21 protein-coding genes and 5 tRNA genes are annotated in these 25,759 nt (G+C 33.9%); all 26 read left to right on the plus strand.

The features are described 5' to 3' along the window. Positions 1-111 precede the first annotated feature (111 nt). The 26 genes from ACN0WI_RS12805 (at position 112) to ACN0WI_RS12930 (ending at position 25,740) form a co-directional block, all read left to right on the plus strand. On the plus strand, positions 112-1,089 hold the full coding sequence (locus ACN0WI_RS12805; RefSeq protein WP_417887341.1) for a PLP-dependent cysteine synthase family protein: 978 nt from the start codon (positions 112-114) through the stop codon (positions 1,087-1,089). Positions 1,090-1,190: 101 nt separating this feature from the next. Next, positions 1,191-3,290, plus strand: a complete 2,100-nt coding sequence (locus ACN0WI_RS12810) for an amino acid carrier protein (RefSeq protein ID WP_417887342.1) — start codon at positions 1,191-1,193, stop codon at positions 3,288-3,290. Positions 3,291-3,652: 362 nt separating this feature from the next. Next, entirely contained in the window at positions 3,653-4,369 is a 717-nt protein-coding gene (locus ACN0WI_RS12815; RefSeq protein WP_417887343.1) for an SGNH/GDSL hydrolase family protein, read from the plus strand. Positions 4,370-4,406: 37 nt separating this feature from the next. Beyond that, positions 4,407-5,690 carry a DUF2851 family protein gene (locus tag ACN0WI_RS12820; RefSeq protein WP_417887344.1) on the plus strand — a complete coding sequence of 428 codons (1,284 nt, stop codon included), beginning with the start codon at positions 4,407-4,409 and terminating at the stop codon, positions 5,688-5,690. A gap of 13 nt (positions 5,691-5,703) precedes the next feature. Further along, positions 5,704-5,934 carry a PspC domain-containing protein gene (locus tag ACN0WI_RS12825; RefSeq protein WP_417887345.1) on the plus strand — a complete coding sequence of 77 codons (231 nt, stop codon included), beginning with the start codon at positions 5,704-5,706 and terminating at the stop codon, positions 5,932-5,934. A gap of 166 nt (positions 5,935-6,100) precedes the next feature. Next, entirely contained in the window at positions 6,101-8,185 is a 2,085-nt protein-coding gene (locus ACN0WI_RS12830; protein WP_417887346.1) for an amino acid carrier protein, read from the plus strand. 10 nt (positions 8,186-8,195) lie between these two features. Beyond that, positions 8,196-9,044, plus strand: coding sequence for a ComEA family DNA-binding protein (locus tag ACN0WI_RS12835; RefSeq protein WP_417887347.1), 849 nt, complete (start codon positions 8,196-8,198; stop codon positions 9,042-9,044). Positions 9,045-9,167: 123 nt separating this feature from the next. Continuing rightward, positions 9,168-10,334, plus strand: a complete 1,167-nt coding sequence (locus tag ACN0WI_RS12840; RefSeq protein WP_417887349.1) for an acyl-CoA dehydrogenase family protein — start codon at positions 9,168-9,170, stop codon at positions 10,332-10,334. A 107-nt stretch (positions 10,335-10,441) separates the two neighbouring features. Then, positions 10,442-10,636 (plus strand): 30S ribosomal protein S21, encoded by a 195-nt coding sequence (rpsU, locus tag ACN0WI_RS12845; RefSeq protein ID WP_417887350.1) that lies wholly within the window; start codon positions 10,442-10,444, stop codon positions 10,634-10,636. 119 nt (positions 10,637-10,755) lie between these two features. Then, positions 10,756-11,649, plus strand: a complete 894-nt coding sequence (locus ACN0WI_RS12850) for a tyrosine-type recombinase/integrase (protein WP_417887351.1) — start codon at positions 10,756-10,758, stop codon at positions 11,647-11,649. A gap of 34 nt (positions 11,650-11,683) precedes the next feature. Continuing rightward, entirely contained in the window at positions 11,684-11,986 is a 303-nt protein-coding gene (gene hpf, locus ACN0WI_RS12855) for a ribosome hibernation-promoting factor, HPF/YfiA family (protein ID WP_417887352.1), read from the plus strand. Between the two features lie 92 nt (positions 11,987-12,078). After that, positions 12,079-12,152, plus strand: a tRNA-Thr gene (locus ACN0WI_RS12860). Between the two features lie 185 nt (positions 12,153-12,337). Beyond that, positions 12,338-12,419: transfer RNA gene (locus ACN0WI_RS12865), tRNA-Tyr, on the plus strand. A 27-nt stretch (positions 12,420-12,446) separates the two neighbouring features. After that, a tRNA-Gly gene (locus ACN0WI_RS12870) sits at positions 12,447-12,519 on the plus strand. Between the two features lie 83 nt (positions 12,520-12,602). After that, a tRNA-Thr gene (locus tag ACN0WI_RS12875) sits at positions 12,603-12,674 on the plus strand. Between the two features lie 56 nt (positions 12,675-12,730). After that, positions 12,731-13,918 (plus strand): elongation factor Tu, encoded by a 1,188-nt coding sequence (gene tuf / locus ACN0WI_RS12880; RefSeq protein ID WP_417887353.1) that lies wholly within the window; start codon positions 12,731-12,733, stop codon positions 13,916-13,918. 54 nt (positions 13,919-13,972) lie between these two features. Next, positions 13,973-14,045, plus strand: a tRNA-Trp gene (locus tag ACN0WI_RS12885). Positions 14,046-14,061: 16 nt separating this feature from the next. After that, positions 14,062-14,259, plus strand: coding sequence for a preprotein translocase subunit SecE (secE, locus tag ACN0WI_RS12890; RefSeq protein ID WP_417887354.1), 198 nt, complete (start codon positions 14,062-14,064; stop codon positions 14,257-14,259). Positions 14,260-14,266: 7 nt separating this feature from the next. Then, positions 14,267-14,818, plus strand: coding sequence for a transcription termination/antitermination protein NusG (gene nusG, locus ACN0WI_RS12895; protein ID WP_417887355.1), 552 nt, complete (start codon positions 14,267-14,269; stop codon positions 14,816-14,818). A gap of 71 nt (positions 14,819-14,889) precedes the next feature. Continuing rightward, positions 14,890-15,327, plus strand: a complete 438-nt coding sequence (rplK, locus tag ACN0WI_RS12900; RefSeq protein WP_417887356.1) for a 50S ribosomal protein L11 — start codon at positions 14,890-14,892, stop codon at positions 15,325-15,327. 20 nt (positions 15,328-15,347) lie between these two features. Next, positions 15,348-16,046 (plus strand): 50S ribosomal protein L1, encoded by a 699-nt coding sequence (rplA, locus tag ACN0WI_RS12905; protein WP_417887358.1) that lies wholly within the window; start codon positions 15,348-15,350, stop codon positions 16,044-16,046. A gap of 9 nt (positions 16,047-16,055) precedes the next feature. Further along, positions 16,056-16,577: a 50S ribosomal protein L10 gene (gene rplJ / locus ACN0WI_RS12910; protein ID WP_417887359.1), complete on the plus strand. Its 522-nt coding sequence runs from the start codon at positions 16,056-16,058 to the stop codon at positions 16,575-16,577. 51 nt (positions 16,578-16,628) lie between these two features. Beyond that, positions 16,629-17,006 carry a 50S ribosomal protein L7/L12 gene (rplL, locus tag ACN0WI_RS12915; RefSeq protein ID WP_417887360.1) on the plus strand — a complete coding sequence of 126 codons (378 nt, stop codon included), beginning with the start codon at positions 16,629-16,631 and terminating at the stop codon, positions 17,004-17,006. Positions 17,007-17,134: 128 nt separating this feature from the next. Further along, positions 17,135-20,947: a DNA-directed RNA polymerase subunit beta gene (gene rpoB / locus ACN0WI_RS12920; protein ID WP_417887362.1), complete on the plus strand. Its 3,813-nt coding sequence runs from the start codon at positions 17,135-17,137 to the stop codon at positions 20,945-20,947. Positions 20,948-21,026: 79 nt separating this feature from the next. Beyond that, entirely contained in the window at positions 21,027-25,328 is a 4,302-nt protein-coding gene (gene rpoC, locus ACN0WI_RS12925; RefSeq protein ID WP_417887363.1) for a DNA-directed RNA polymerase subunit beta', read from the plus strand. Between the two features lie 97 nt (positions 25,329-25,425). After that, positions 25,426-25,740, plus strand: a complete 315-nt coding sequence (locus ACN0WI_RS12930) for a DUF3467 domain-containing protein (protein WP_417887364.1) — start codon at positions 25,426-25,428, stop codon at positions 25,738-25,740. Positions 25,741-25,759: the final 19 nt, after the last annotated feature.

A 25,759-nucleotide genomic window follows, 5' to 3' on the forward strand; every position in this document is an offset into this window, starting at 1 on the left:
AAAAACTGGAAAAAAAAATACAAATCTTTCTAAAAAATCGACTTTAGTTTTAATTTTTTTTAAACACTTTCTTGTCGTTGAATTCATAACTTACCCTGTCAAAAAAATATTATGAAATACGTAGAGAACATATTGGGTACCATAGGGAACACTCCTTTGGTGAAAATGAATGTATTAACAAGTGAAATTGAAGCATTAGTATTAGCCAAATATGAAACATTTAATCCCGGCAATTCAGTAAAAGATAGAATGGCTCTTAAAATGGTGGAGGAGGCAGAAGAAAAAGGATTAATAAATAAGGGTGGAACAATAATAGAAGGGACTAGTGGAAACACCGGAATGGGATTAGCTTTAGCAGCTATTGTAAAGGGCTATAAGATGGTTTGTGTATTGTCTGATAAGCAAAGCAAGGAGAAAATGGATATTTTGAAAGCGGTAGGTTGCGAGGTAGTAGTTTGCCCAACAAATGTTGCAGCTGACGATCCGCAAAGTTATTATTCTGTAGCTCGTAAAATGGCAGAAGAAACACCCAATTCATGGTATGTAAATCAGTACGATAATTTAGCCAATTCTAAGGCTCATTACGAAAGTACAGGGCCAGAAATTTGGGAACAAACAGATGGTAAAGTCACACATTTTGTAGCAGGAGTTGGTACCGGTGGAACAATTTCTGGAGTTGGCCGATTTTTAAAAGAGCAAAATCCAAACATAAAAATTTGGGGAATCGATACCTATGGATCAGTTTTTAAAAAATATCATGAAACTAGAGAATTTGATGAAAATGAAATTTATCCGTATACAACAGAAGGTATAGGGGAAGATATTTTACCTAAAAATGTAGATTTTGATGTAATCGATGGATTTACGAAGGTAACCGATAAAGATGCAGCTGTATACACTAGAAGGTTAGCTAAAGAAGAAGGTTTCTTTTTAGGCAACTCTGCTGGTGCAGCGGTTAAAGGTTTATTACAACTAAAAAGTAACTTTTCTAAAGAGGATGTTGTGGTGGTGCTTTTTCATGATCATGGAAGCCGCTACGTTGGGAAAATTTATAATGATGAATGGATGAAAGCCCATGACTTTATGTGAAAAATAGAGATTGTTAACTACTTTTTTTGTTTTATCGACATCTTTTTAGTAGCCTATGGCTATAATAATATTAAAAGACTATTAATTTAATACCATAATTTATGATAAAAAAATACATCGTCTTTTTTGTATTCTTACAAATCTGTATTCCTTCAATAATAATTGCTCAGAACGATTCTTCCCATATGGAAGTTAGTGTAGCAACTAGTAATCCAACCCAAGAAATTAATGATGCAGAAGCTACGGTAAAGGTAAAAGGAGGGACACCACCTTATAAATACAAGTGGAGCCAGAAACAAACACCTTTAGATGCAAGTAGTGCAAATGGACTTATTGAAGGTCTAGAGCAGCAGGTGATTGTAAGTGATGCTAAAGGAAATGAAGTAAAAAAATCTTTCAAAATTAAAGCAAAATCGATTACTGAGGTAGTAAATAGTCGTGTGCAACCAGCTGTAGATTTTTTAGAAGGTATTTTATTTTGGGATCCATTCGAACCATTAGGGGTTTACGATCCTGTAGTGTATACAGAGGAAAGACCAGTTCTTATTCCTGATTTTGATGCAAAAACCGATCAAAAATATACGCTTAAAAACTGGTTGGTTCCAGAAGGCAAAGAGATCAAAAAAGATGAAAAAATAGCAGTTGTTCAGAAAGGGTCAGAAAAGAATATTCCTGTTTATGCCCCTGCACAAGGAACTTTAAAACATGTTGTAGCTAAAGGAGGAGTAATTTTTGATCCAGAAGATAAAACTGATGTAATTGAACAAAATGCTCATCAGTTAGCCAATATTATTTACAACAGCCCGCAGCCTGTTTTGCATCCTAATGGCGACGTTAAAAAAAATAGTATTCCTTTTATTGTAATTTGGCTTATTCTAGGAAGCATCTTTTTTACTATACGCCTTGGTTTTATTAACGTTAGGGGATTTACCCATTCCATAGATCTAGCTAAAGGAAAGTATGATAATCCTGATGCTCCCGGTAGAATTACTCACTTTCAAGCTATGGCAACAGCAGTTTCGGCTACTGTAGGTTTAGGGAATATTGCAGGTGTAGCAGTAGCAATTTCTTTAGGAGGGGCAGGAGCTACATTTTGGATGTTCATAGCCGGATTTTTTGCGATGTCTTTAAAATTTGTTGAATGTACCTTAGGTGTTAAATATAGACATATTAATAAAGAAGGACGAATTTTTGGAGGCCCAATGAATTATTTGCGATATGGTCTTGAAAAAAGAAATATGAAAGGACTTGGTAAAACCCTGGCAATTTTATTTGCAGTATTAGGTGTTGGTGCTTCTTTTGGCGGGGGGAATATGATTCAATCCAATCAAGCTTTTAAAATTGTATCCGATCAAATTCCATTTTTAGAAGGAAATGGATTTTGGTTTGGAATTGGGTTTGCTGTTTTAGTTGGTGTAGTTATTATCGGAGGAATAAAAAGTATTGCTAAGGTAACCGGAAAAGTAGTTCCGTTTATGGCAATAGTTTATATTTTAGGATGTTTTGTAGTAATAGGAACTAATATTGAAAACATAGGAAATGCATTTCATGCAATTTTCGATGGAGCATTTTCTGCTAGTGCAATGAAAGGTGGTTTTATAGGCGTACTTATTGTAGGTTTACAAAGAGCTGCGTTTTCTAGTGAAGCAGGAGTTGGTTCAGCTGCTATTGCACACAGTGCTTCCAAAACTAAAAACCCTATAGCAGATGGGTATACCTCTTTAGTTGAACCATTTATAGATACTATGGTTGTTTGTACAATGACAGCTTTAGTATTAATTTTTACAGGAATGCATGAAGTAGATGGAATGGGAGGAGTAGAGTTAACTGCCGATGCTTTTGGTAGCGTAATTTCTTGGTTTCCGGCCGTATTAGCATTTGCTGTTTTTCTCTTTGCTTTTTCAACTATGGTTTCTTGGTCTTATTACGGAATGCGATCTTGGACGTATCTATTTGGAAGAAGTAAAAAATCAGAATTAATTTATAAAATTATGTTTTTACTTTTTGTAGTTGTAGGGGCATCTGTAAGTTTAGGAGCCGTTCTTAGTTTTTCGGATATGATGATTTTAGCGATGTCTTTTCCTAATATTATTGGTCTTTATGTTATGTCTTCAGAAGTTCGTGCAGATTTAAAAGACTATTTGAAGCGCCTTAGAAATGGTGAGATTTTTATTAATCCTAAATATGAAAATGCCGATTAATTTTTATTCAGTAGCCAACTAAAAATAGTACAATATTCAATATATTTTCTATATAATAAAAGACATAGTTAATTGAAGATCGATACTGTATTAATCAGTAAGTAATATTATATAAAAAGGGGTTCTAAATTTGGAATCCCTTTTATATTTTAAAAATAATTTAAAACATCAATTTATAATAAAATGGGAGGTTGCATTGAAAATGAAGTAACTCTAGCTTTATCACTGTGTAGTATTATATTTTAAGAATCCCTTATCTCATAAGAGCTATAAAATCATTTATTTTTGAATATTAATAATTATTAAAACGATAAAAATCCTTTAGTAATTTGTTTATAGAAAGCATTCTAAAAGTTAAGCTTATGAAATTATTTTATTCTTTTTTATTACTTATAGCTTTTGCCGTAATTAGTATAAGTTGTGGTTCAGGAAGAACAGTAAGTCAATCTAATAAGGAAATGGATACAAATGCAGAATTCAGCTATTTAGCCCTAGGAGATTCATACACAATAGGAGAAAGTGTAACCTATTCACAAAGTTGGCCTGTACAACTTACAGAAAACTTACGAGCTGATGGTTACCGAATGGCAGCTCCAAAAATCATAGCAAATACGGGCTGGACAACAGCAGATTTAATTGCAGCTGTAAATTCGGAAATAAATGTTCAACGAGATTTTGACATTGTTTCTATATTAATAGGCGTTAATAATCAATATCAGAATAAGCCCTTGTCAGAGTTTGAAGAAGAGCTGCATGAAATTTTTAGAAAAGCGATTAATCATTGCAAGACCATGGAAAAAGGTGTCTTTGTTTTAAGTATTCCAGATTATAGAGTAACACCGTTTGGTATGGCACATAGTGATAAAATGGGACGAGATATTGATGCTTTTAATGATGTTATACGCCAAGTTGCTTCTGAATTTAATGTTGATTTCTATAATATTACACCTATTAGCAGAAAGGCAAAAAACAATTCAGATTTAATAGCAGTAGATGATTTGCATCCAAGTGAGCTAATGTATAAATATTGGGTAGATGCAATAGTAGATAATGTTCGTAATAAGTTGCCTAATAAGTAATTAGTTGTGAATTCCGAAATCTTCAGTATATTTAACTATGAAAGAAGATTTCTTACAGTATGTATGGCAATTTCAGCATTTTGAGAAAATGAATCTTAAAACTACTCATGCTGAAACTCTTTCAGTTTTATCTTCAGGATTAAAAAATGTAGATGAAGGTCCGGACTTTTTCAATGCTCGTATAGTTATTGATGATCAACAATGGGCTGGAAATGTGGAGATTCATTTAAAAAGTTCAGATTGGTATGCTCATAATCATCATACCGATATTAATTACGACAATGTTATATTACATGTAGTTTATGAACATGATGCAGAAATTTTCAGAAAAAATGAAGAGGTAATTCCTACTTTGGAGCTCCATAATCGAATCCCATCTAAAGTACTTGAAAAGTATAATTTTTTATTTCAGAAAAATCAAAAATGGATTAATTGTCAGGAGTATTTTTCCAATTTCGATGAATTCTTAATTCAAAGCTGGTTAACCCGTTTGTATATAGATAGGTTAGAAGAGAAATCGAAGCTAATACAAGAGCTTTTGCAACGCTCTAATAATAATTGGAATGCGGTTTTGTTTTATATGTTAGCAAAGAGTTTCGGACTTAATAAAAACGGACAATCCTTTACCAGTATTGTAGAGAGCATCGGTTTTGAAAAAATTCAGAAACTGAAAAACAGTACTTTTCAATTAGAAGCACTTTTATTAGGTCAGGCAGGTTTTCTAGATGATATAGAAAATACAGATTCTTATTATTTAGCACTAAAAAATGAATTTGATTATCTACTGAAAAAATATAAAATACTACATAAAGCGGCTATAAAACCCGTGTTTTTTAGATTACGCCCAAATAACTTCCCGACTATTCGTTTAGTGCAATTAGCTTGTTTATACACTCAAAATAATGCTCTTTTTAATAATTTCATGAACTCTTCATCAGTAAAAGAATTAAAGAAACTGTTTGTGATTAAATTACCTTCTTTTTGGGAAACTCATAATACGTTTAAGAGTGTACATAATAAGAGGACAAAACAATTATCTTCAAATTTTATAAATCTAGTGTTGATAAATGCGGTTATTCCTTTACAGTATGTATATCAAAAACAAAAAGTTATAGGCTACAATGAAGACTTTTTGAGATTAGCACAATCTATACCTATCGAAAATAATAGTGTAGTAAAACAATATCAAAAATTAAAGCCTAGTGTTTTTAAGAATGCGTTACATTCTCAAGGATTATTAAATTTAAAAATAAATTTTTGTGATAAAAACCGCTGTTTTAGCTGTAATTTAGGATTTAGCTTTATTAAAGGGAAATATTAGCTATATTTGGGGTGTGAAAAAGGAAATATACAAATTAAGGTACTTTTTGGAACGACATGGTTTTTATGTGTCTTCTCGTTTAGCAGATAAAATCGGAATGCGAGCAAAGAGTATTCGTTTATTTTTTATTTATGTCACCTTTTTTACATTCGGAATTGGATTCGGAATATATCTAACACTAGCATTTTGGTTAAAGTTAAAAGACTTGGTGTATACCAAAAGAACTTCTGTGTTCGATTTGTAAAAAATTACAAGAATACCCCTTTGAAATAGGGGGTGAGTTATAAAATTAATGTTTTTATTAACATTATGTTTGCATTTTAACGCCTTAAAGTTTGATATAGGCTAAAAAATTAGCATCTTGCTTCGCGTTAAAAATAAATCTAAATTTTAATTGATACAGTTAATTTATGAGAAAGTACTTACTTTCATTTTTAATGCTTATTCCTATAGCATTACTCCAAGCACAAGAATTGGAATTAAAAACAAAAGTTGGAAATCCTTCAAACCTAATTAATGATGGTTTCATTGATGTAAGTGTTAAAGGCGGGACACCACCTTATACATATCAGTGGTCTAACCAAGGTACATCTTTAAAATCTTCTAGAGCTGAAAACTTGACAGAGGGTGTTCCTTACACAGTTAAAGTTTTAGATAGTAAAGGAAATACAGCTACAGCTGAAGCTAAAGTTAAGGCCAAAGCAATTACAGAAAAATTTAATGGGATTTTTACTCCTTTAGTACAAGGTTTAACCAATGTTCTTTTTTGGGATCCATTTGCAGCAATTGGGATTTATGATCCTATTGTGTATTCTGATGTGAAAAAAATAGATACTCCAGGATGGTCAGCTGATGCTGAAGAAAAGTTTGTTCTAAAAAAATGGTTAGTAAAAGAAGGTGCTCATGTTGATAAAGGAGAGGAAATAGCTATTGTTTCTTCAACAAAACAAGAAGATAGACCTGTTTACGCGGATGCCTCAGGTAAATTAGATTATTTAGTTAAAGAAGGAGGAACTATTTATGATTATCAAAACACTGAAGATTTAATTGAAACAGGTGCTCACTTTTTAGCTCAGATAGAATATGATGAACCAGTTATTTTAACTCATCCTAATGGAGATCCACAAACTCATCCAATTCCATTTATTGTAATTTGGTTAGTATTTGGAGCAACATTTTTTACTATAAAAATGGGCTTTATTAATATAAGAGGATTTAAGCATGCTTTTGAGTTAGCAAAAGGGAAATATGATGATCCAAGTGCTCCAGGTACAATTACTCACTTCCAAGCCTTAGCTACTGCAGTTTCTGCTACAGTAGGGTTAGGAAATATTGCCGGGGTTGCGGTTGCCGTATCTTTAGGTGGTGCAGGTGCTACCTTCTGGATGATTATTGCTGGATTGTTGGGAATGTCTTCTAAGTTTGTAGAATGTACATTAGGTGTTAAGTATAGACATATAAATTCTGAAGGCCGTGTTTTTGGTGGTCCTATGAATTATTTACGTTATGGTTTAGAGAAACGAAACATGAAGAGTTTAGGTCGTTTCTTAGCAGGATTTTTTGCCGTTTTAGGAGTGGGAGCTTCTTTTGGAGGAGGTAATATGTTCCAAGCTAATCAATCCTTCGAGATTTTATCAGGTCAGTTTCCTTTACTTCAAGGAAATGGATTTTGGTTTGGTATAATACTAGCCGTACTTGTGGGGGTAGTAATTATTGGCGGTATTAATAGTATTGCTAAAGTAACAGGAAAGATTGTTCCGGTAATGGCTGCAGTATATATTATTGGTGCTTTTATAGTTATCGGAATTAATATTGAAAATATAGGTCCTGCTTTTTCAGCAATTTGGGATGGAGCATTTAGTCCTTCTGCTTTAAAAGGTGGGGTAATTGGAGTTTTAATTGTTGGTTTCCAACGTGCAGCTTTCTCTAATGAAGCTGGTGTAGGTTCAGCAGCAATCGCACATAGTGTGGTAAAAACTAACAATCCACCTTCTGAAGGTTTTGTTGCTTTATTAGAGCCATTTATCGATACGGTTGTGGTATGTACTTTAACTGCATTGGTTCTTATTTTTACCGGCATGCATGAAGTAGAAGGAGTGGGAGGAACTCAATTAACTTCAGATGCATTTGCTAGTGTTATAGATTGGTTCCCTTATGTGCTTTCAGTAGCTGTTTTCTTATTTGCTTTTTCAACAATGATTTCTTGGTCTTATTACGGAATGAGAGCTTGGACGTTCCTTTTCGGAAAAAGTAAAAAAACAGAATTAGTGTATAAAGTTTTCTTTTTAGTATTTGTAGTTATTGGTGCCTCAATTAGTTTAGGCGCTGTATTAGATTTTTCTGATATGATGATTTTATCAATGTCTTTTCCTAATATTATAGGTCTTTATATTATGAGTGGAGAAGTTAGAAACGATCTTCGTGAATACCTTAGATTATTAAAATCTGGACAATTATTTACTAAAGACGGGAAGCCAAAGGTGACTATGCAATAAGATATAAATAATGAAATTTTTAAAATCCCATTTCGTTTTCAATAACAGTGAACGGAATGGGATTTTTGTTTTAATAGTACTCATTATTATAATTCAAATTCTTTATTTTTTCTACCCATTTCAAAATACAGAGACCTATTCTAATACTTCTAACCCGGAAGTTGAAAAATTCCAGAAGGATTTAGATAGTATTCATTTACTTCAACAACAAAAAAAGGATACTATATTTCCTTTTAATCCTAATTTTTTAACCGATTACAAAGCGTATCGTTTAGGCTTGTCTTTGACTGAAATAGATCGTTTAAAAGTATTCCGCGATAAGGGAAAATGGATAAATTCAGCTGAAGATTTTCAGCAAGTAACTCAAATATCAGATTCTTTACTTCAACTATTAATTCCTTATTTTAAGTTTCCAGATTGGGTGCGAAAAGTGGTTCCTAAAAAAGTCAATTCAAAATCGAAAAAATTAGATATTAATACCGCGACAATTCAAGATTTAAAAAAAGTTAAAGGTATAGGAGATAAGCTTTCAGCTCGAATTATACGCTATCGAAACAAACTAGGTGGTTTTAGAGGTGCAATTCAGTTTAAAGAGATTTACGGATTAAATTCAGAAACAAGAAAGCGTTTAATTACTAAATTTGATGTTTTTAAAACTGATTTTCAAAAACAAAATTTAAATACGATTAGTCTAATTGATTTAGCCGAAATTCCATATTTTGATTATGAATTAGCAAAATCGGTAATTACTTTTAGAAAATTGCACGAAGGCATAAAATCCTTTGAAGAATTATCGAAAATCGATTCTTTTCCTGCTTCAAAAATAGAAGCGATTCAGCTTTATTTATATATTGAATAATTTTTAGAAAATAAAAATGACATCGTAATTTTAGTTGTTTTTGTGATGCTATTTCTAAAAAATGAATTTAATTTAGCGGTATTTTTCAATTAAGAGCCATACGCTTATAATATATAATACTTAATGAGCAACATGTATTTTACAGAAGAGCACAATCTTTTTAGAGCAAGTTTTAAAGAATTTCTACAAAAAGAGGTAGTACCACATATCGATAAATGGGAAGAAACCGGTAAAATAGAACGTTTTATCTGGAAGAAATTTGGAGAAATGGGGTATTTCGGGATTATGCAATCTGAAAATTATGGAGGATTAAATCTCGACTTTTTTTACACTGTAATTTTTTTAGAAGAGTTACAAAAAATAAATTCTGGTGGATTTGCTGCTGCTATATGGGCTCATGCTTATTTGGCGATGACGCATGTTAAAGCAGAGGCAGACGAAAATTTAAAAAAGAAATATTTAGAGCCAAGTATAGCAGGGGAGAAGATAGGATGTTTATGTGTTTCGGAACCTGTAGGCGGCTCTGACGTTGCCAATATGCAAACTACAGCTGTTAAAGAAGGCGATTATTATATATTAAACGGTTCAAAAACATTTATCACAAATGGTGTATATGCCGATTATATGGTAGTTGTAGCTAAAACTTCGCCAGGGCTTAAAAATAAAGGTATGAGTGTTTTTATTGTAGATGCTAATCAGGAAGGAATTAATGCTACTAAATTAAATAAGTTGGGATGGAGAGCATCTGATACTGCTGAAATAGCTTTTGATAATGTAAAAGTACCTACTGAAAATTTAATAGGAGAGGAAGATAAAGGCTTTTACTATGTTATGCAACATTTTGCTATGGAACGCTTGATAATGGGGATTAATGCTCATGCTCGTGCTGAATTTGCCTTAGATTATGCTATTAATTACATGAATGAGCGAGAAGCTTTCGGGAAGAAAATAAAGCAGTTCCAAGCACTTCGCCATAAAGTAGCCGATTTGGCTAGTGAAGTGACAATGGTAAAAGAATTTAATTACACTATTTCAAAACGTTTAAATGATGGCGAATATGTAGTTAAAGAAGCGAGCATGTCTAAATTATTAAGCACTAAAATTGCAGATAGTGTAATCTACGATTGTTTGCAGCTTTTAGGAGGCTATGGGTACATGGAAGATTACCCATTAGCTAGAATGTATAGAGATAGTCGTTTAGGTCCGATAGGAGGAGGTACTTCTGAAATATTAAGAGAGATTATAGCAAAAATGGTTTTAGATAAAAAAGAATATAAGCCAGCTACATAAATTACTAATAAATATAATTTTATTAAATAAAAGTAGAATTTAGTATTGCTGTAAAGAATAAAATATATATTTTTGCAGCCTAATTTTTAAAGAAAGGAGGTTACGCTATGTTAATTATACCAGTTAAAGACGGAGAGAATATAGATAGAGCGCTTAAGCGTTTCAAACGAAAGTTTGATAAAACAGGAGTTATGAAAAGGCTAAGAGGCGGTCAGCATTTTACAAAGCCGTCTGTTGAACGTAGAGCGCAAGTCCAAAAAGCGCAATATATTCAGCATTTAAGAGATCAGGAAGATATCTAAATCTTTCAATCCTTTCTTTAATAGAATATAGAGGAAGTTCAAAAGTTTTAATAGCTTTTGTAAAACATATAACTGTTGGCTAGCTAAGTTTACTAACTTTGTGAGTCAACAGTTTTTTTATGCTTATTACTCAATTTATAGATTATCTACGCTTAGAGAAAAATTATTCTACGCATACTACTAAAGCGTATACCGATGATATTCTTTCATTTCAAAACTACCTTCTTGAAGAGTTTGAAACAGATTCACTTACTGAGGTTTCTTATTCAGAAATACGACAATGGATTGTGTTTTTATCGGATAACAAGTATTCAAACCGAACTATAAATAGAAAAATAGCTTCTCTAAAGGCATTTTATAAGTTTTTAGAAAAGGTGGAGAGTGTAGAACATTCACCGCTACTCAAGCATCGCTCTTTAAAAATTCCAAAAAAAATTCAAGTTCCTTTTTCAGAAAAAGAAATGTTGCTTGTTTTTGAAGAATTAACAGGAACAACTTTTAAAGAAATACGTGATCGCTTAGTGATTGAATTATTTTATGCTACAGGAATACGGCGGTCAGAATTAATAAATCTAAAGTTAGATTCGGTAGATTTTAGTTCTGGTACTTTAAAGGTATTAGGTAAAAGAAATAAAGAACGAATTATTCCAATAATTACTCAAGTAGTACAAACATTAAAAGATTACCTAAAAGTTCGGGATACTGTGATTATTGATTCTGAAGCAGCTGGATATTTAATTTTAACGAATAAAGGAGCAAAACTCAATGAAAGTTTTGTTTATAGGTTAATAAATCGTTATTTTAGTAAAGCGTCTGTTAAATTAAAAAAGAGTCCACATATATTAAGGCACTCATTTGCAACGCATTTATTAAATCGAGGTGCAGATTTAAACGCTGTAAAAGAATTATTAGGACATACAAGTTTGGCCGCCACACAAGTTTATACCCATACTAATATGGCTGCTTTAAAAAATGTTTATAATAAATTGCATCCTCGAGGTAATAAAAAATGATTATGAGCCCTTTATTTAATTAAATTTTAGTCTTATGAAAGTAAATGTGCAGTCTGTAAATTTTAAAGCTGATCAACAACTTGTTGATTTTATTCAGAAGAAATTAGATAAATTAGAGAACTTTTATAGTAAGGTAGTTTACGCAGATGTTTATTTAAAAGTCCAAAAAACTAGTGAGAAAGAAAATAAAATTACAGAAATTTTATTGAGTATTCCAGGTGATGATTTAATAGTGAAAAAGACTTGTAAGAAGTTCGAAGAGTGTGTGGATGAGTCTGTTAAGTCTTTGCAGAGACAATTGATAAAAAAGAAAGAAAAACAGAAAGTTGTTTCTTGATGAAAAAAAGTTGGAGAAATATTTTGTGAAAGGAATATTTTGTATACATTTGCAGTCCGTTAGAAATAGCGGGCTTTTTTATTGAAAGTGTTGCCGATGTAGCTCAGCTGGCTAGAGCAGCTGATTTGTAATCAGCAGGTCGTGGGTTCGAGTCCCTCCATCGGCTCTTTGAAATATTGAATCCGGAAGCTTTTAATTTGATTTAAAATTAAATTAAAAAAAATTCAAAAAAGCTTTGGATGGTGTTATAAAAATGCTTTAATTTGCATCCGGAAAAAATACCATCATAAGGCTAGCCTTCGGGTTTTAGTTCTATGAAATAATGGTGTTGTAATTCTGAAAAATTAAAAAGGGGAGATACTCAAGCGGCCAACGAGGACAGACTGTAAATCTGTTGGTTTTACCTTCGCAGGTTCGAATCCTGCTCTCCCCACAGATTAGAATAAAAATTTAATTATAAGCGGGAGTAGCTCAGTTGGTAGAGCGTCAGCCTTCCAAGCTGAATGTCGCCGGTTCGAACCCGGTCTCCCGCTCTTTTAAATTACTTTAAATTTAGAATATCCGTAAGCTTAATTTGGCTTATGGTTTTTTATGTTTATGGTGGTTTCGTTTAACGGCCGACGTAGCTCAGGGGTAGAGCGTTTCCTTGGTAAGGAAGAGGTCACGAGTTCAAATCTCGTCGTTGGCTCTTGTTTGTGTAAAATTGAACACTAATATATAACTAAGATTAAATAAGTATTAATTATGGCAAAGGAAACTTATGATCGTTCCAAACCGCACCTTAATATTGGTACTATTGGGCACGTAGATCACGGAAAAACTACTTTAACTGCAGCGATAACAAAAGTATTGGCAGATGCTGGGTATTCAGAAGCTAGTGCTTTTGATCAAATTGATAACGCACCTGAAGAAAAAGAGAGAGGTATTACAATTAACTCTTCTCACGTAGAATATGCTACAGCAAACCGTCACTACGCTCACGTTGACTGTCCTGGTCACGCCGATTATGTGAAAAATATGGTAACTGGAGCAGCTCAGATGGATGGCGCTATTTTAGTTGTTGCTGCGACTGATGGTCCTATGCCGCAAACACGTGAGCATATACTTCTTGGTCGTCAGGTTGGTATTCCTAGAATTGTAGTTTTCTTGAATAAAGTTGACTTGGTAGATGATGAGGAGTTATTGGAATTAGTAGAAATGGAAGTTAGAGATTTGCTTTCTTTTTACGAGTATGATGGTGATAATGGTCCTGTGATTTCAGGTTCTGCATTAGGAGCTCTTGAAGGAGATGATAAATGGACTAAGTCTGTTTTAGATCTTATGGAAGCTGTAGATAGCTGGATCGAATTGCCTCAACGTGATGTTGAAAAAGATTTCCTTTTACCTGTGGAAGATGTATTTTCTATTACTGGTCGTGGTACAGTAGCAACTGGTCGTATTGAAACTGGTGTTGCTAATACTGGAGATCCTGTAGAGATTATTGGTATGGGAGCTGGTAAATTGAACTCTACTATTACTGGAGTAGAAATGTTCCGTAAAATATTAGATAGAGGTGAAGCTGGTGATAATGTAGGTCTTCTTTTAAGAGGTATTGAGAAAACTCAGATTTCTAGAGGTATGGTAATTACTAAGCCTGGGTCTGTAACTCCTCATGCTAAATTTAAGGCGGAGGTTTATATCCTTAAAAAAGAAGAAGGTGGACGTCATACTCCATTCCATAACAACTATCGTCCTCAATTTTACGTACGTACAACTGACGTGACTGGTACTATCAGTCTTCCTGATGGAATCGAAATGGTAATGCCAGGTGATAACCTTACAATTACTGTAGATTTGATTCAAGCAATCGCAATGAATGTTGGTTTACGTTTCGCTATCCGTGAAGGTGGTAGAACTGTAGGTGCTGGACAGGTTACTGAAATTTTAGACTAATTATAGTTTATAAATAAATTAAAAGTGTCCTGATTAAAAAGGACACTTTTTCATACGGGTTTAGCTCAGTTGGTAGAGCACTGGTCTCCAAAACCAGGTGTCGGGAGTTCGAGCCTCTCAACCCGTGCTAATACTATTGAAAAATGGCAGGAATTGTTAATTACATATCAGAATCTTATAACGAATTAAGAAACCATGTTACCTGGACAAGTTGGCCTGAAGCTCAGAGGTTGACAATTATAGTAGCAGTCTTCTCAATTTTATTTTCTTTAGCTATATGGGGTGTGGATAGTTTATTTCATTCCGTTATTGAAAGATATTTTGAATGGGTAAAATCTTAATTAGGTAATGGCAGAAGGTAAAGATAAAAAATGGTATGTTGTTCGTGCCGTTAGTGGTCAAGAGAATAAAGTCAAAGAATATATAGAGCGTGAAATTTCTCATTTAGGGATGGAAGATTGGATAGCTCAGGTGTTAGTGCCTACTGAAAAAGTTGTTCAAATTCGGAATGGGAAAAAAATAAATAAAGAGCGTGTTTTCTTTCCTGGGTATATCATGATTCAAGCTAATATTGGAGGTGAAGTACCACACATCATAAAAGGAATTAATGGAGTTATAGGATTTTTAGGGGAAACAAAAGGAGGAGATCCTGTTCCTTTAAGGCAATCTGAAGTAAATAGAATGTTAGGGAAAGTTGATGAATTATCTGTTAAAACAGAGAATGTAGCTATTCCTTTTACAGTTGGTGAAACTATAAAAGTGATCGATGGTCCTTTTAACGGTTTTAATGGAACTGTAGAAAAAGTAAACGAAGAAAAGCGTAAACTTGAAGTTATGGTGAAAATTTTCGGTCGTAAAACACCGTTGGAATTGAGCTATATGCAAGTTGAAAAAGTATAATTGTTACTAATTTTTTTGATGGTTTTTTTAAAGCTTCCACTCTAATAAAACTGTCCCTAAAAATTTAAAAAATGGCAAAAGAAGTAAGTAAAGTTGTAAAACTACAAGTTCGCGGAGGTGCTGCTAACCCTTCACCACCAGTTGGACCTGCTTTGGGTGCTGCCGGAGTGAATATCATGGAATTTTGTAAACAATTCAATGGTAGAACTCAAGACAAACAAGGAAAAGTATTGCCTGTAGCAATTACGGTGTATTCAGACAAATCTTTTGATTTTGTTATTAAAACACCACCAGCAGCAGTACAGTTAATGGAAGCAGCAAAAACCAAAAAAGGATCAGGCGAGCCTAACCGAAAAAAAGTTGCGAGTGTATCTTGGGATGATGTAAAAGCTATAGCTGAAGATAAAATGCAAGATTTGAATGCTTTTACAGTTGAATCTGCTATGAAAATGGTTGCAGGTACAGCACGTTCAATGGGAATTACCGTAAAAGGTGATGCACCGTTTTAATCCAAAAAGATTTAGAGAAAATGGCAAAATTGACTAAAAAGCAAAAAGAAGCTCAGTCGAAATTAGAGAAAGGTAAACTTTATTCTGTAGCAGAAGCTTCAGCGTTAGTGAAAGAAATATCTAAAGAAAACTTTGATGCTTCTGTGGATTTGGCGGTTCGTTTGAATGTAGATCCTCGTAAGGCTAACCAAATGGTTAGAGGGGTAGTAACATTACCTCACGGAACTGGTAAAGATGTAAAAGTATTAGCTTTGGTTACTCCAGATAAGGAAGAAGAAGCTAAGAATGCAGGAGCAGATTATGTTGGGCTAGATGAATACCTTGAAAAAATAAAAGGAGGCTGGACAGACGTAGATGTGATTATTACTATGCCTAGTGTTATGGGAAAACTTGGACCTTTAGGACGTGTTCTTGGGCCAAGAGGTTTAATGCCTAACCCAAAGACTGGTACAGTAACTATGGATATCGCTAAAGCTGTTGCAGATGTAAAAGCTGGTAAAATCGATTTTAAAGTTGATAAAACTGGTATTGTACATGCAGGAATTGCAAAAGTATCTTTTGATGCTGATAAAATTGCTGGAAATGCAAAAGAATTATTAACTACGCTTGTAAAGCTAAAACCTCAGGCAGCTAAAGGAGTGTATATTTCAAGTATATATTTGGCTAGCACAATGGGTCCTGGTATAGCTATAGATACAAAAAGGTTTACTGAGCAATAATAAGGTATTATGACAAGAGAAGAAAAATCAAAAGTAATAAAAGATTTAACTGCCCAGTTAGCTGAAACTTCAATTATCTATTTAGCAGATATCTCAGGTTTAGATGCTGGAACAACTTCTAATTTACGTAGAGCTTGTTTTAAAGCAAATGTAAAGCTGGCTGTAGTTAAAAATACATTGCTTGCTAAAGCTATGGAAGCTACTGATAAAGATTTCGGTGAACTTCCGTCTACTTTAAAAGGCAATACCTCAATAATGATTGCTGAAACTGGTAATGCTCCAGCTAAAGTAATCAAGGAATTCAGAAAGAAAAATGATAAACCACTTCTAAAAGGTGCTTTCGTAGATGAAGCTATCTATGTTGGAGATGATTATTTAGAAACACTTTCTAATATCAAATCTAAAGAGGAAGTTATTGGAGATATCATTGGATTACTTCAATCACCTGCTAAAAACGTTGTTTCTGCACTTAAATCTAGTGGTGGTAAACTTGCAGGTATTTTAAAAACACTTTCTGAAAAAGAAGATTAATACGCACTTTTTAATAATAAATTTTACAAAACTTTTTTAAAACGATAGAAAATGGCAGATTTAAAAGAATTCGCAGAACAGTTAGTTAACTTAACGGTTAAAGAAGTAAATGAGTTAGCTGATATATTAAAAGAAGAATACGGTATCGAGCCTGCTGCTGCTGCTGTAGCTGTAGCTGGTGGAGCTGCTGCTGGTGGTGAAGATGCTGAAGAAGAGCAAACAGAATTTGATGTAATTCTTAAAGCTCCAGGAGGTTCTAAACTTGCTGTAGTTAAATTAGTGAAAGAATTAACAGGACTAGGTCTTAAAGATGCTAAAGAATTAGTAGATGGAGCTCCTAAAGCTGTTAAAGAAGGAATAGCTAAAGACGAAGCAGAAGCTTTAAAAACTCAATTAGAAGAAGCTGGAGCTGAGGTTGAGCTTAAATAAGCTTGACAAAGCAATATTATTTAGGTTTAGACCTTAGGATACAATCCTAAAGGTCTAAACCCTTTTGCGTATATATAGCTAATGCTATTTCGCGACCATTTTTTATTTTAATTATAATCCGTCCATTGATGTTAGCAAAGCAAACTGAAAGGTTGAGTTTCTCTTCTGTAAAGAATATGCCTGATTATCCAGATTTTTTGGATATTCAGATAAAGTCTTTTCAGGATTTCTTTCAATTAGAAACAAAATCAGAAGAGCGTGGAAATGAAGGACTTTACAATACCTTCCTTGAGAATTTCCCAATTACGGATACCCGTAATCAATTTGTATTAGAGTTTTTAGATTATTTTGTAGATCCGCCAAGATACTCTATCCAAGAGTGTATTGAAAGAGGGCTTACCTATAGTGTTCCTCTTAAGGCTAGGTTGAAATTGTATTGTACCGATCCAGAGCACGAAGATTTTGAAACTATAGTTCAAGATGTTTATCTTGGAACTATACCTTACATGACCCCAAGTGGTACTTTTGTTATAAACGGAGCAGAGCGTGTTGTTGTATCACAATTACACCGTTCTCCTGGTGTTTTCTTTGGACAATCTTTCCATGCAAATGGAACTAAATTATATTCAGCCAGAGTAATTCCTTTTAAAGGTTCTTGGATTGAATTTGCTACCGATATTAATAGCGTAATGTATGCTTATATCGATAGAAAGAAAAAATTACCCGTAACTACTCTTTTCAGAGCCATCGGTTTTGAAAGAGATAAAGATATCTTAGAAATTTTTGACCTTGCAGAGGAAGTAAAAGTTTCTAAAAGCGGATTGAAAAAAGTTTTAGGTAGAAAACTAGCTGCCCGTGTACTTAATACATGGTATGAAGATTTTGTAGATGAAGATACAGGAGAAGTAGTTTCTATTGAACGTAACGAAATAGTTTTAGATAGAGATACCGAGTTAGATAAAGATCATATTGAAGAGATTTTAGAAACTGGTACTAAAACAATTCTATTACATAAAGAAGATAATTCTACTGGAGATTATGCAATTATTCACAATACATTGCAGAAAGATCCAACGAACTCAGAGAAAGAAGCAGTAGAGCATATCTACCGTCAGCTTCGTAATGCAGAACCGCCAGATGAAGAAACTGCTCGTGGAATTATCGATAAATTATTCTTTTCAGACCAACGTTATAGCTTAGGTGAAGTTGGTCGTTACAGAATGAATAAAAAATTAGGTCTTGATATTGGAATGGATAAGCAAGTGCTTACCAAAGAAGATATTATTACTATTATAAAATATTTAATTGAGTTAATTAACTCAAAAGCTGAAATTGATGATATTGATCACTTATCTAACCGTCGTGTTAGAACTGTAGGGGAGCAATTATCACAACAATTTGGTGTTGGTCTTGCACGTATGGCTCGTACTATCCGTGAGAGAATGAATGTTAGAGATAACGAGGTATTTACTCCTATCGATCTTATTAACGCTAAAACTTTATCTTCCGTTATTAATTCATTCTTTGGTACCAATCAGCTTTCTCAGTTTATGGATCAAACAAATCCATTAGCAGAGATTACACATAAACGTCGTCTTTCAGCATTAGGACCTGGTGGTCTTTCTAGAGAAAGAGCAGGTTTTGAGGTACGTGATGTTCACTATACTCACTACGGAAGATTATGTCCTATTGAAACCCCTGAAGGTCCAAACATTGGTCTTATTTCATCACTTTCAGTTTATGCCAAAGTTAATGGAATGGGCTTTATCGAAACACCTTATAGAACAGTTTCAGAAGGAAAAATCAATGTAAATGAAGAACCTTTCTATTTAAGTGCTGAAGAAGAAGAAGGTAAGAAAATAAGTCAAGCCAATATTCCATTACGAGAAGATGGAACAATGGATTCTGAAAAAGTAATTGCTCGGATGGAAGGTGACTTCCCGGTAGTAGATCCTAAAGAAATCGATTATACAGATGTTGCACCTAACCAAATTTCGTCAATTTCTGCTTCACTTATTCCATTCTTGGAACATGATGATGCGAACCGTGCATTGATGGGGTCTAACATGATGCGTCAAGCAGTTCCTTTATTACGTTCAGATTCTCCAATTGTTGGAACAGGTCTTGAAAGAAGAGTTGCAACAGATTCTCGAGTATTAATTAATGCTGAAGGTGCTGGTGAAGTAGAGTATGTAGATGCTCAAAAAATTACCATAAAATACGATCGTACTGACGAGCAGCGTATGGTAAGTTTTGATACTGATTCTGTAACTTACAACCTTATTAAGTTTAGAAAAACCAACCAAGGTACTTCTATTAACCTAAAACCAATTGTAAGTGTTGGTGATAGAGTTGAAAGAGGTCAAGTGCTTTGTGAAGGTTATGCAACAGAAAAAGGTGAATTAGCTTTAGGGCGAAATATGAAAGTAGCCTTTATGCCTTGGAAAGGGTATAACTTTGAGGATGCGATTGTAATTTCTGAAAAAGTAGTTAGAGATGATATTTTTACATCTGTACACATTGATGAATACTCTTTAGAAGTTAGAGATACTAAATTAGGTAACGAAGAGCTTACTAACGATATTCCAAATGTTTCTGAAGACGCTACTAAAGAGTTGGATGAAAACGGAATGATCCGTGTAGGTGCTGAAGTTAAACCTGGTGATATTTTAATTGGGAAAATTACTCCAAAAGGAGAAAGTGATCCAACTCCAGAAGAAAAATTATTGCGAGCTATTTTTGGTGATAAAGCTGGAGATGTAAAAGATGCTTCATTAAAAGCTTCTCCATCTTTAAGTGGAGTTGTAATTAATAAGAAACTTTTTGCTAGAGCAATAAAAGATAAACGTAAAAGAGCACAAGATAAAGAGCAAGTAGCTGCTTTAGATAAAAAATACGAAGCTAAATTTTCGGTTTTAAAATCTCAGTTAATTGATAAGCTTTTTGCTATTGTAGGTGGGAAAACTGCACAAGGTGTTCAAAATGATTTAGGAGAAGAAGTTTTACCAAAAGGTAAAAAATATACTCTTAAAATGTTAAATTCTGTAGATGATTATACACACTTAACACAAGGCGTATGGACTACAGATGATCACACAAATGCATTGGTTGCCGATCTTTTACACAACTATAAAATTAAAGAGAACGATCTTCAAGGGAACTTAAGAAGAGAGAAATTTACAATTTCCGTAGGAGATGAGCTTCCTTCTGGTATTTTGAAACTTGCTAAGGTTTACATTGCAAAAAAACGTAAATTAAAAGTAGGAGATAAAATGGCAGGGCGTCACGGTAACAAAGGTATTGTTGCTCGTATTGTTCGTCAGGAAGATATGCCGTTCTTAGAGGATGGAACACCGGTAGATATTGTATTGAATCCACTTGGAGTACCTTCTCGTATGAACATCGGTCAGATTTACGAAACTGTATTAGGATGGGCTGGATTGAAACTTGGTAAAAAGTATGCTACTCCAATTTTTGATGGTGCTACTTTAGAGCAAATTAATGAGTTAACCGATGAAGCTGGAATTCCAAGATTTGGACATACTTACCTTTATGATGGTGGTACTGGAGACCGTTTTGACCAAAGAGCTACTGTAGGTGTTATCTACATGCTTAAACTAGGTCACATGATTGATGATAAGATGCATGCTCGTTCAATAGGACCATACTCTCTTATTACTCAGCAGCCTCTAGGTGGTAAAGCTCAGTTTGGTGGTCAGCGTTTTGGTGAGATGGAGGTTTGGGCTCTTGAGGCATATGGTGCTTCAAGTACCTTACGTGAAATCTTAACAGTTAAATCTGATGATGTGATAGGAAGGGCTAAAACTTACGAGAGTATCGTAAAAGGAGAGCCTATGCCAGAACCAGGATTACCTGAATCTTTCAATGTATTAATGCATGAGTTAAAAGGTTTAGGACTGGATTTAAGATTAGAAGAATAAAAAGCTGTTTCTCGGAATGCCTTTAAAAAGGTATTCCGAATTTCAGTATTATCAATATAATTAGATAGCAGCATTTATTATGGCTAGAAATAATGATAAGAATACAGTACAGAGATTTAATAAAATCTCTATCGGTTTAGCTTCTCCAGAGTCTATCTTAGCAGAATCTCGTGGTGAAGTTTTAAAACCGGAAACTATCAATTATCGTACGCATAAACCAGAGCGTGACGGATTGTTCTGTGAGCGTATTTTTGGTCCTGTAAAGGATTATGAATGTGCCTGTGGAAAATATAAAAGAATACGATACAAAGGAATTGTTTGTGATCGTTGTGGTGTAGAAGTTACAGAAAAGAAAGTTCGTAGAGATCGCGTTGGGCATATCAATTTGGTAGTTCCTGTAGCTCATATCTGGTATTTCCGTTCTTTACCTAACAAAATAGGTTATTTATTAGGTTTACCGTCTAAGAAATTAGACATGATTATTTACTACGAACGTTATGTAGTAATACAACCTGGTAACGCTAAGAATGAGAATGGAGAGCATTTAAAGAAAATGGATTTCTTAACTGAAGAAGAATATTTAGATATATTAGATGAGCTTCCTCAAGAAAATCAATATTTAGAAGATAGCGATCCAAATAAATTTATCGCTAAAATGGGAGCAGAGTGTCTAATTGAGATTCTTAAAAGAATCGATTTAGATGAGCTTTCATACGAATTAAGACATAAAGCAAATAACGAAACTTCAAAACAACGTAAAACAGAAGCTTTAAAGCGTTTACAAGTTGTAGAATCACTTCGTGATGCAAACAAAAACCGTGAGAATTTACCGGAATGGATGATTATGAAAGTAATCCCGGTTATTCCACCAGAATTAAGACCTCTTGTGCCTTTAGATGGTGGGCGTTTTGCTACTTCAGATCTTAACGATCTTTACAGAAGGGTAATCATCCGTAACAACCGTTTGAAGCGTTTAATGGAAATTAAGGCTCCGGAAGTAATTTTACGTAATGAAAAACGTATGCTTCAGGAATCTGTAGATTCATTATTAGACAACACAAGAAAATCTTCAGCAGTAAAAACTGATTCTAACCGTCCTCTTAAATCTCTTTCAGATTCATTGAAAGGTAAACAAGGGCGTTTTCGTCAAAACTTACTTGGTAAGCGTGTAGATTATTCAGCGCGTTCAGTAATTGTTGTAGGGCCTGAATTGAAAATGTTCGAGTGTGGTCTTCCAAAAAATATGGCGGCTGAGCTTTACAAACCTTTCGTAATTAGAAAATTAATTGAAAGAGGAATTGTAAAAACAGTAAAATCTGCTAAGAAAATAATAGACAAAAAAGAGCCTGTTGTATGGGATATTTTAGAAAATGTTCTTAAAGGACATCCTGTATTACTTAACCGTGCTCCTACGCTTCACCGTCTAGGTATTCAGGCATTTCAACCTAAACTAATCGAAGGTAAAGCAATACAATTACACCCATTAGCATGTACGGCATTTAATGCTGATTTTGATGGGGATCAAATGGCGGTTCACTTACCGTTAGGTCCAGAAGCTATTTTAGAAGCTCAATTATTAATGTTGGCTTCTCATAATATCTTGAACCCTGCAAATGGTTCTCCTATTACTGTACCTTCTCAGGATATGGTATTGGGTCTGTATTATATGACCAAACTTAAAAAATCTACAGAAGAAGAAAAAGTTGCAGGAGAAGGACTTACATTCTATTCTGCTGAGGAAGTAGTTATTGCTTACAATCAGAAACGAGTAGATTTAAATGCTCCAATAAAGATTAGAGCAAAAGATTATAATGACGAAGGAAAGCTAGTTTATCAAATTATTGATAGTACAGTAGGTAGAGTTTTATTTAATGAAACTGTACCAGAGGTTGCCGGATATATTAATGAAGTATTGACCAAAAAATCGCTTCGTGAAATTATCGGTAAAATTTTAAGAATTACAAGTGTTCCTGAAACATCAGAATTCTTAGATAAAATTAAATCTCTTGGTTATGGATTTGCATTCCGTGGTGGATTATCTTTCAGTTTAGGTGATATTATTATTCCTGCGGAAAAACAAGGAATGATTGATGAAGCCAATGAGCAAGTAGAAGGTATTATCGGTAACTATAATATGGGGCTTATTACAAATAATGAGCGTTATAATCAGGTTATTGATATCTGGACATCAACAAATGCCAGCCTTACCGAATTAGCAATGAAGCGTATTCGTGAAGATAAGCAAGGATTTAACTCGGTATTCATGATGCTTGATTCTGGTGCTCGTGGATCTAAAGAACAGATTCGTCAGTTAACCGGTATGCGTGGTTTGATGGCTAAGCCTAAAAAATCGAACTCTGGTGGAGGTGAAATTATTGAAAATCCAATTCTTTCTAACTTTAAAGAAGGTCTTTCAATTCTTGAATACTTTATCTCGACTCACGGTGCTCGTAAAGGTCTTGCCGATACCGCATTAAAAACTGCTGATGCAGGTTATTTAACGCGTCGTTTGGTAGATGTTTCACAGGATGTAATTGTGAATGAAGAAGATTGTGGAACATTACGTGGAGTAGAAGTAAAAGCATTAAAGAAAAACGAAGAAATTGTAGAGTCTTTAGGTGAAAGAATTTTAGGACGTATTTCTTTAAATGATGTTTACCATCCAACTACAGATGAATTAATTATAGCTGCTGGCGAAGAAATAACAGAAGATATAGTAGAAGTTATTAACGGAGCACCGATTGAAAGTTTAGAAGTACGTTCACCATTAACATGTGAAGCAAAACGTGGTATTTGTGTAAAATGTTATGGTAGAAACTTATCTACTAATAAATTGGTACAACGTGGTGAAGCTGTAGGTGTAGTTGCTGCTCAGTCTATTGGAGAGCCTGGTACACAGCTTACATTACGTACATTCCACGTTGGTGGTATTGCAGGTAACATTTCAGAAGAAAATAAACATTTATCTAAGTTTGATGGTGTTATTGAAATTGAAGATCTTAAAGTTGTTAAAGGAGAAACTCCTAGTGGCGACAAGTCAGATATTGTAATTTCACGTACAGCAGAAGCTAAGATAAAAGATAAAAAGACAGGTGTTGTTTTAAGTACTTACAACATACCTTACGGTTCAGAGATTTTTGTAGAAACTGGAACAGAAATAAAGGAAGGAACTACTATTTGTCAGTGGGATCCATATAACGGTGTAATTATTTCAGAGTTTGCTGGAAAAATTAAATACGAAAATATAGATCAAGGTGTTACTTATCAAGTAGAGATTGATGAACAAACTGGTTTCCAAGAGAAAGTAATTTCTGAATCTCGTAATAAAAAATTGATTCCTACTTTACACATTTTAGGTAAACAGGATGAAGTTATTCGTTCTTATAACCTTCCGGTAGGAGCTCACCTTATGGTAGACAATAACGAGAAAATCGGTATTGGAAAGATTCTTGTAAAAATTCCTCGTAAATCATCTAAAGCGGGTGATATTACCGGTGGTCTTCCAAGAGTAACCGAGCTTTTCGAAGCTCGTAACCCATCAAATCCAGCTGTAGTTTCAGCAATTGATGGTGTTGTATCTTTTGGGAAAATCAAGCGTGGTAACCGAGAAATTATTGTAGAATCTAAGCTAGGAGAAGTTAAAAAGTATTTAGTTAAACTTTCTAATCAGATTCTAGTACAAGAGAACGATTATGTTCGTGCGGGTATGCCATTATCTGATGGTTCTATTACTCCTGAGGATATTTTGAATATTAAAGGACCAAACGCAGTACAACAATATTTGGTAAACGAAGTACAAGAAGTATATCGACTACAGGGTGTGAAAATTAACGATAAGCACTTTGAAGTTGTAGTTCGCCAAATGATGCAAAAAGTACGTATTGTTGATCCAGGTGATACTATTTTCTTAGAAAACCAATTGATTCATAAATCTGATTTTATCGAACAAAACGATAAAATCTTTGGAATGAAAGTAATTGAAGACGCTGGAGATTCTGATAATTTAAAACCAGGTCAAATTATATCTCCTAGAGATTTACGGGATGAAAATTCTGCACTTAGAAGGGAAGATAAAAACTTGGCTACTGCTAAAGATGTTGTTGCAGCAACTGCAACACCAGTTCTTCAGGGAATTACAAGAGCATCGCTTCAAACAAAATCATTTATTTCTGCAGCTTCCTTCCAGGAAACTACAAAAGTATTGAATGAAGCAGCTGTAAGTGGAAAAATAGATAGCTTAGAAGGTCTTAAAGAAAATGTAATCGTAGGACATAGAATCCCTGCAGGTACAGGTCTAAGAGATTATGAAAGTATTATTGTTGGTTCTAAAGAAGAATTTGACGAAATGCTTCAACAAAAGCAAGAAGTTAATTATAACTAATATAGTTAGATTTAGCTAAAAGCAATATATTTAAAATCCCGTCTCGAGCATATCGGCGACGGGATTTTTTTGTATTTTTAAATTTAAATAATTTATAATGAGCGAAGAAAAAAAAGAAAATTCCGGACAAATAAATATAGAATTAGACGAACAAGTAGCTGAAGGAACCTATTCCAACCTGGCAATTATTAATCATTCAGCTTCAGAATTTGTTATTGATTTTGTAAATATTATGCCGGGGAAACCTAAGAGTAAAGTAAAATCTAGAATTATTTTAACGCCGCAGCATGCAAAACGTTTTTTAAGTGCATTGGCAGATAATGTAGAACGTTTTGAAAAAGCACATGGAGAAATTAAAGAACAAGAGAAGGCTCCAATACCTTTAAATTTTGGTCCTACTGGCCAAGCTTAAAAAATAATGCTACAAGTAA

The organism is Zunongwangia sp. (genome assembly GCF_048269745.1).
Lineage (GTDB): Bacteria > Bacteroidota > Bacteroidia > Flavobacteriales > Flavobacteriaceae > Zunongwangia.

Bases quoted from the DNA above. Each gene is read 5' to 3' on its own strand.
- ACN0WI_RS12805 (WP_417887341.1), top strand. From the start codon at position 112: ATGAAATACGTAGAGAACATATTGGGTACCATAGGGAACACTCCTTTG.
- ACN0WI_RS12810 (WP_417887342.1), top strand. From the start codon at position 1,191: ATGATAAAAAAATACATCGTCTTTTTTGTATTCTTACAAATCTGTATT.
- ACN0WI_RS12815 (WP_417887343.1), top strand. From the start codon at position 3,653: ATGAAATTATTTTATTCTTTTTTATTACTTATAGCTTTTGCCGTAATT.
- ACN0WI_RS12820 (WP_417887344.1), top strand. From the start codon at position 4,407: ATGAAAGAAGATTTCTTACAGTATGTATGGCAATTTCAGCATTTTGAG.
- ACN0WI_RS12830 (WP_417887346.1), top strand. From the start codon at position 6,101: ATGAGAAAGTACTTACTTTCATTTTTAATGCTTATTCCTATAGCATTA.
- ACN0WI_RS12835 (WP_417887347.1), top strand. From the start codon at position 8,196: ATGAAATTTTTAAAATCCCATTTCGTTTTCAATAACAGTGAACGGAAT.
- ACN0WI_RS12840 (WP_417887349.1), top strand. From the start codon at position 9,168: ATGAGCAACATGTATTTTACAGAAGAGCACAATCTTTTTAGAGCAAGT.
- rpsU (WP_417887350.1), top strand. From the start codon at position 10,442: ATGTTAATTATACCAGTTAAAGACGGAGAGAATATAGATAGAGCGCTT.
- ACN0WI_RS12850 (WP_417887351.1), top strand. From the start codon at position 10,756: ATGCTTATTACTCAATTTATAGATTATCTACGCTTAGAGAAAAATTAT.
- hpf (WP_417887352.1), top strand. From the start codon at position 11,684: ATGAAAGTAAATGTGCAGTCTGTAAATTTTAAAGCTGATCAACAACTT.
- tuf (WP_417887353.1), top strand. From the start codon at position 12,731: ATGGCAAAGGAAACTTATGATCGTTCCAAACCGCACCTTAATATTGGT.
- secE (WP_417887354.1), top strand. From the start codon at position 14,062: ATGGCAGGAATTGTTAATTACATATCAGAATCTTATAACGAATTAAGA.
- nusG (WP_417887355.1), top strand. From the start codon at position 14,267: ATGGCAGAAGGTAAAGATAAAAAATGGTATGTTGTTCGTGCCGTTAGT.
- rplK (WP_417887356.1), top strand. From the start codon at position 14,890: ATGGCAAAAGAAGTAAGTAAAGTTGTAAAACTACAAGTTCGCGGAGGT.
- rplA (WP_417887358.1), top strand. From the start codon at position 15,348: ATGGCAAAATTGACTAAAAAGCAAAAAGAAGCTCAGTCGAAATTAGAG.
- rplJ (WP_417887359.1), top strand. From the start codon at position 16,056: ATGACAAGAGAAGAAAAATCAAAAGTAATAAAAGATTTAACTGCCCAG.
- rplL (WP_417887360.1), top strand. From the start codon at position 16,629: ATGGCAGATTTAAAAGAATTCGCAGAACAGTTAGTTAACTTAACGGTT.
- rpoB (WP_417887362.1), top strand. From the start codon at position 17,135: ATGTTAGCAAAGCAAACTGAAAGGTTGAGTTTCTCTTCTGTAAAGAAT.
- rpoC (WP_417887363.1), top strand. From the start codon at position 21,027: ATGGCTAGAAATAATGATAAGAATACAGTACAGAGATTTAATAAAATC.
- ACN0WI_RS12930 (WP_417887364.1), top strand. From the start codon at position 25,426: ATGAGCGAAGAAAAAAAAGAAAATTCCGGACAAATAAATATAGAATTA.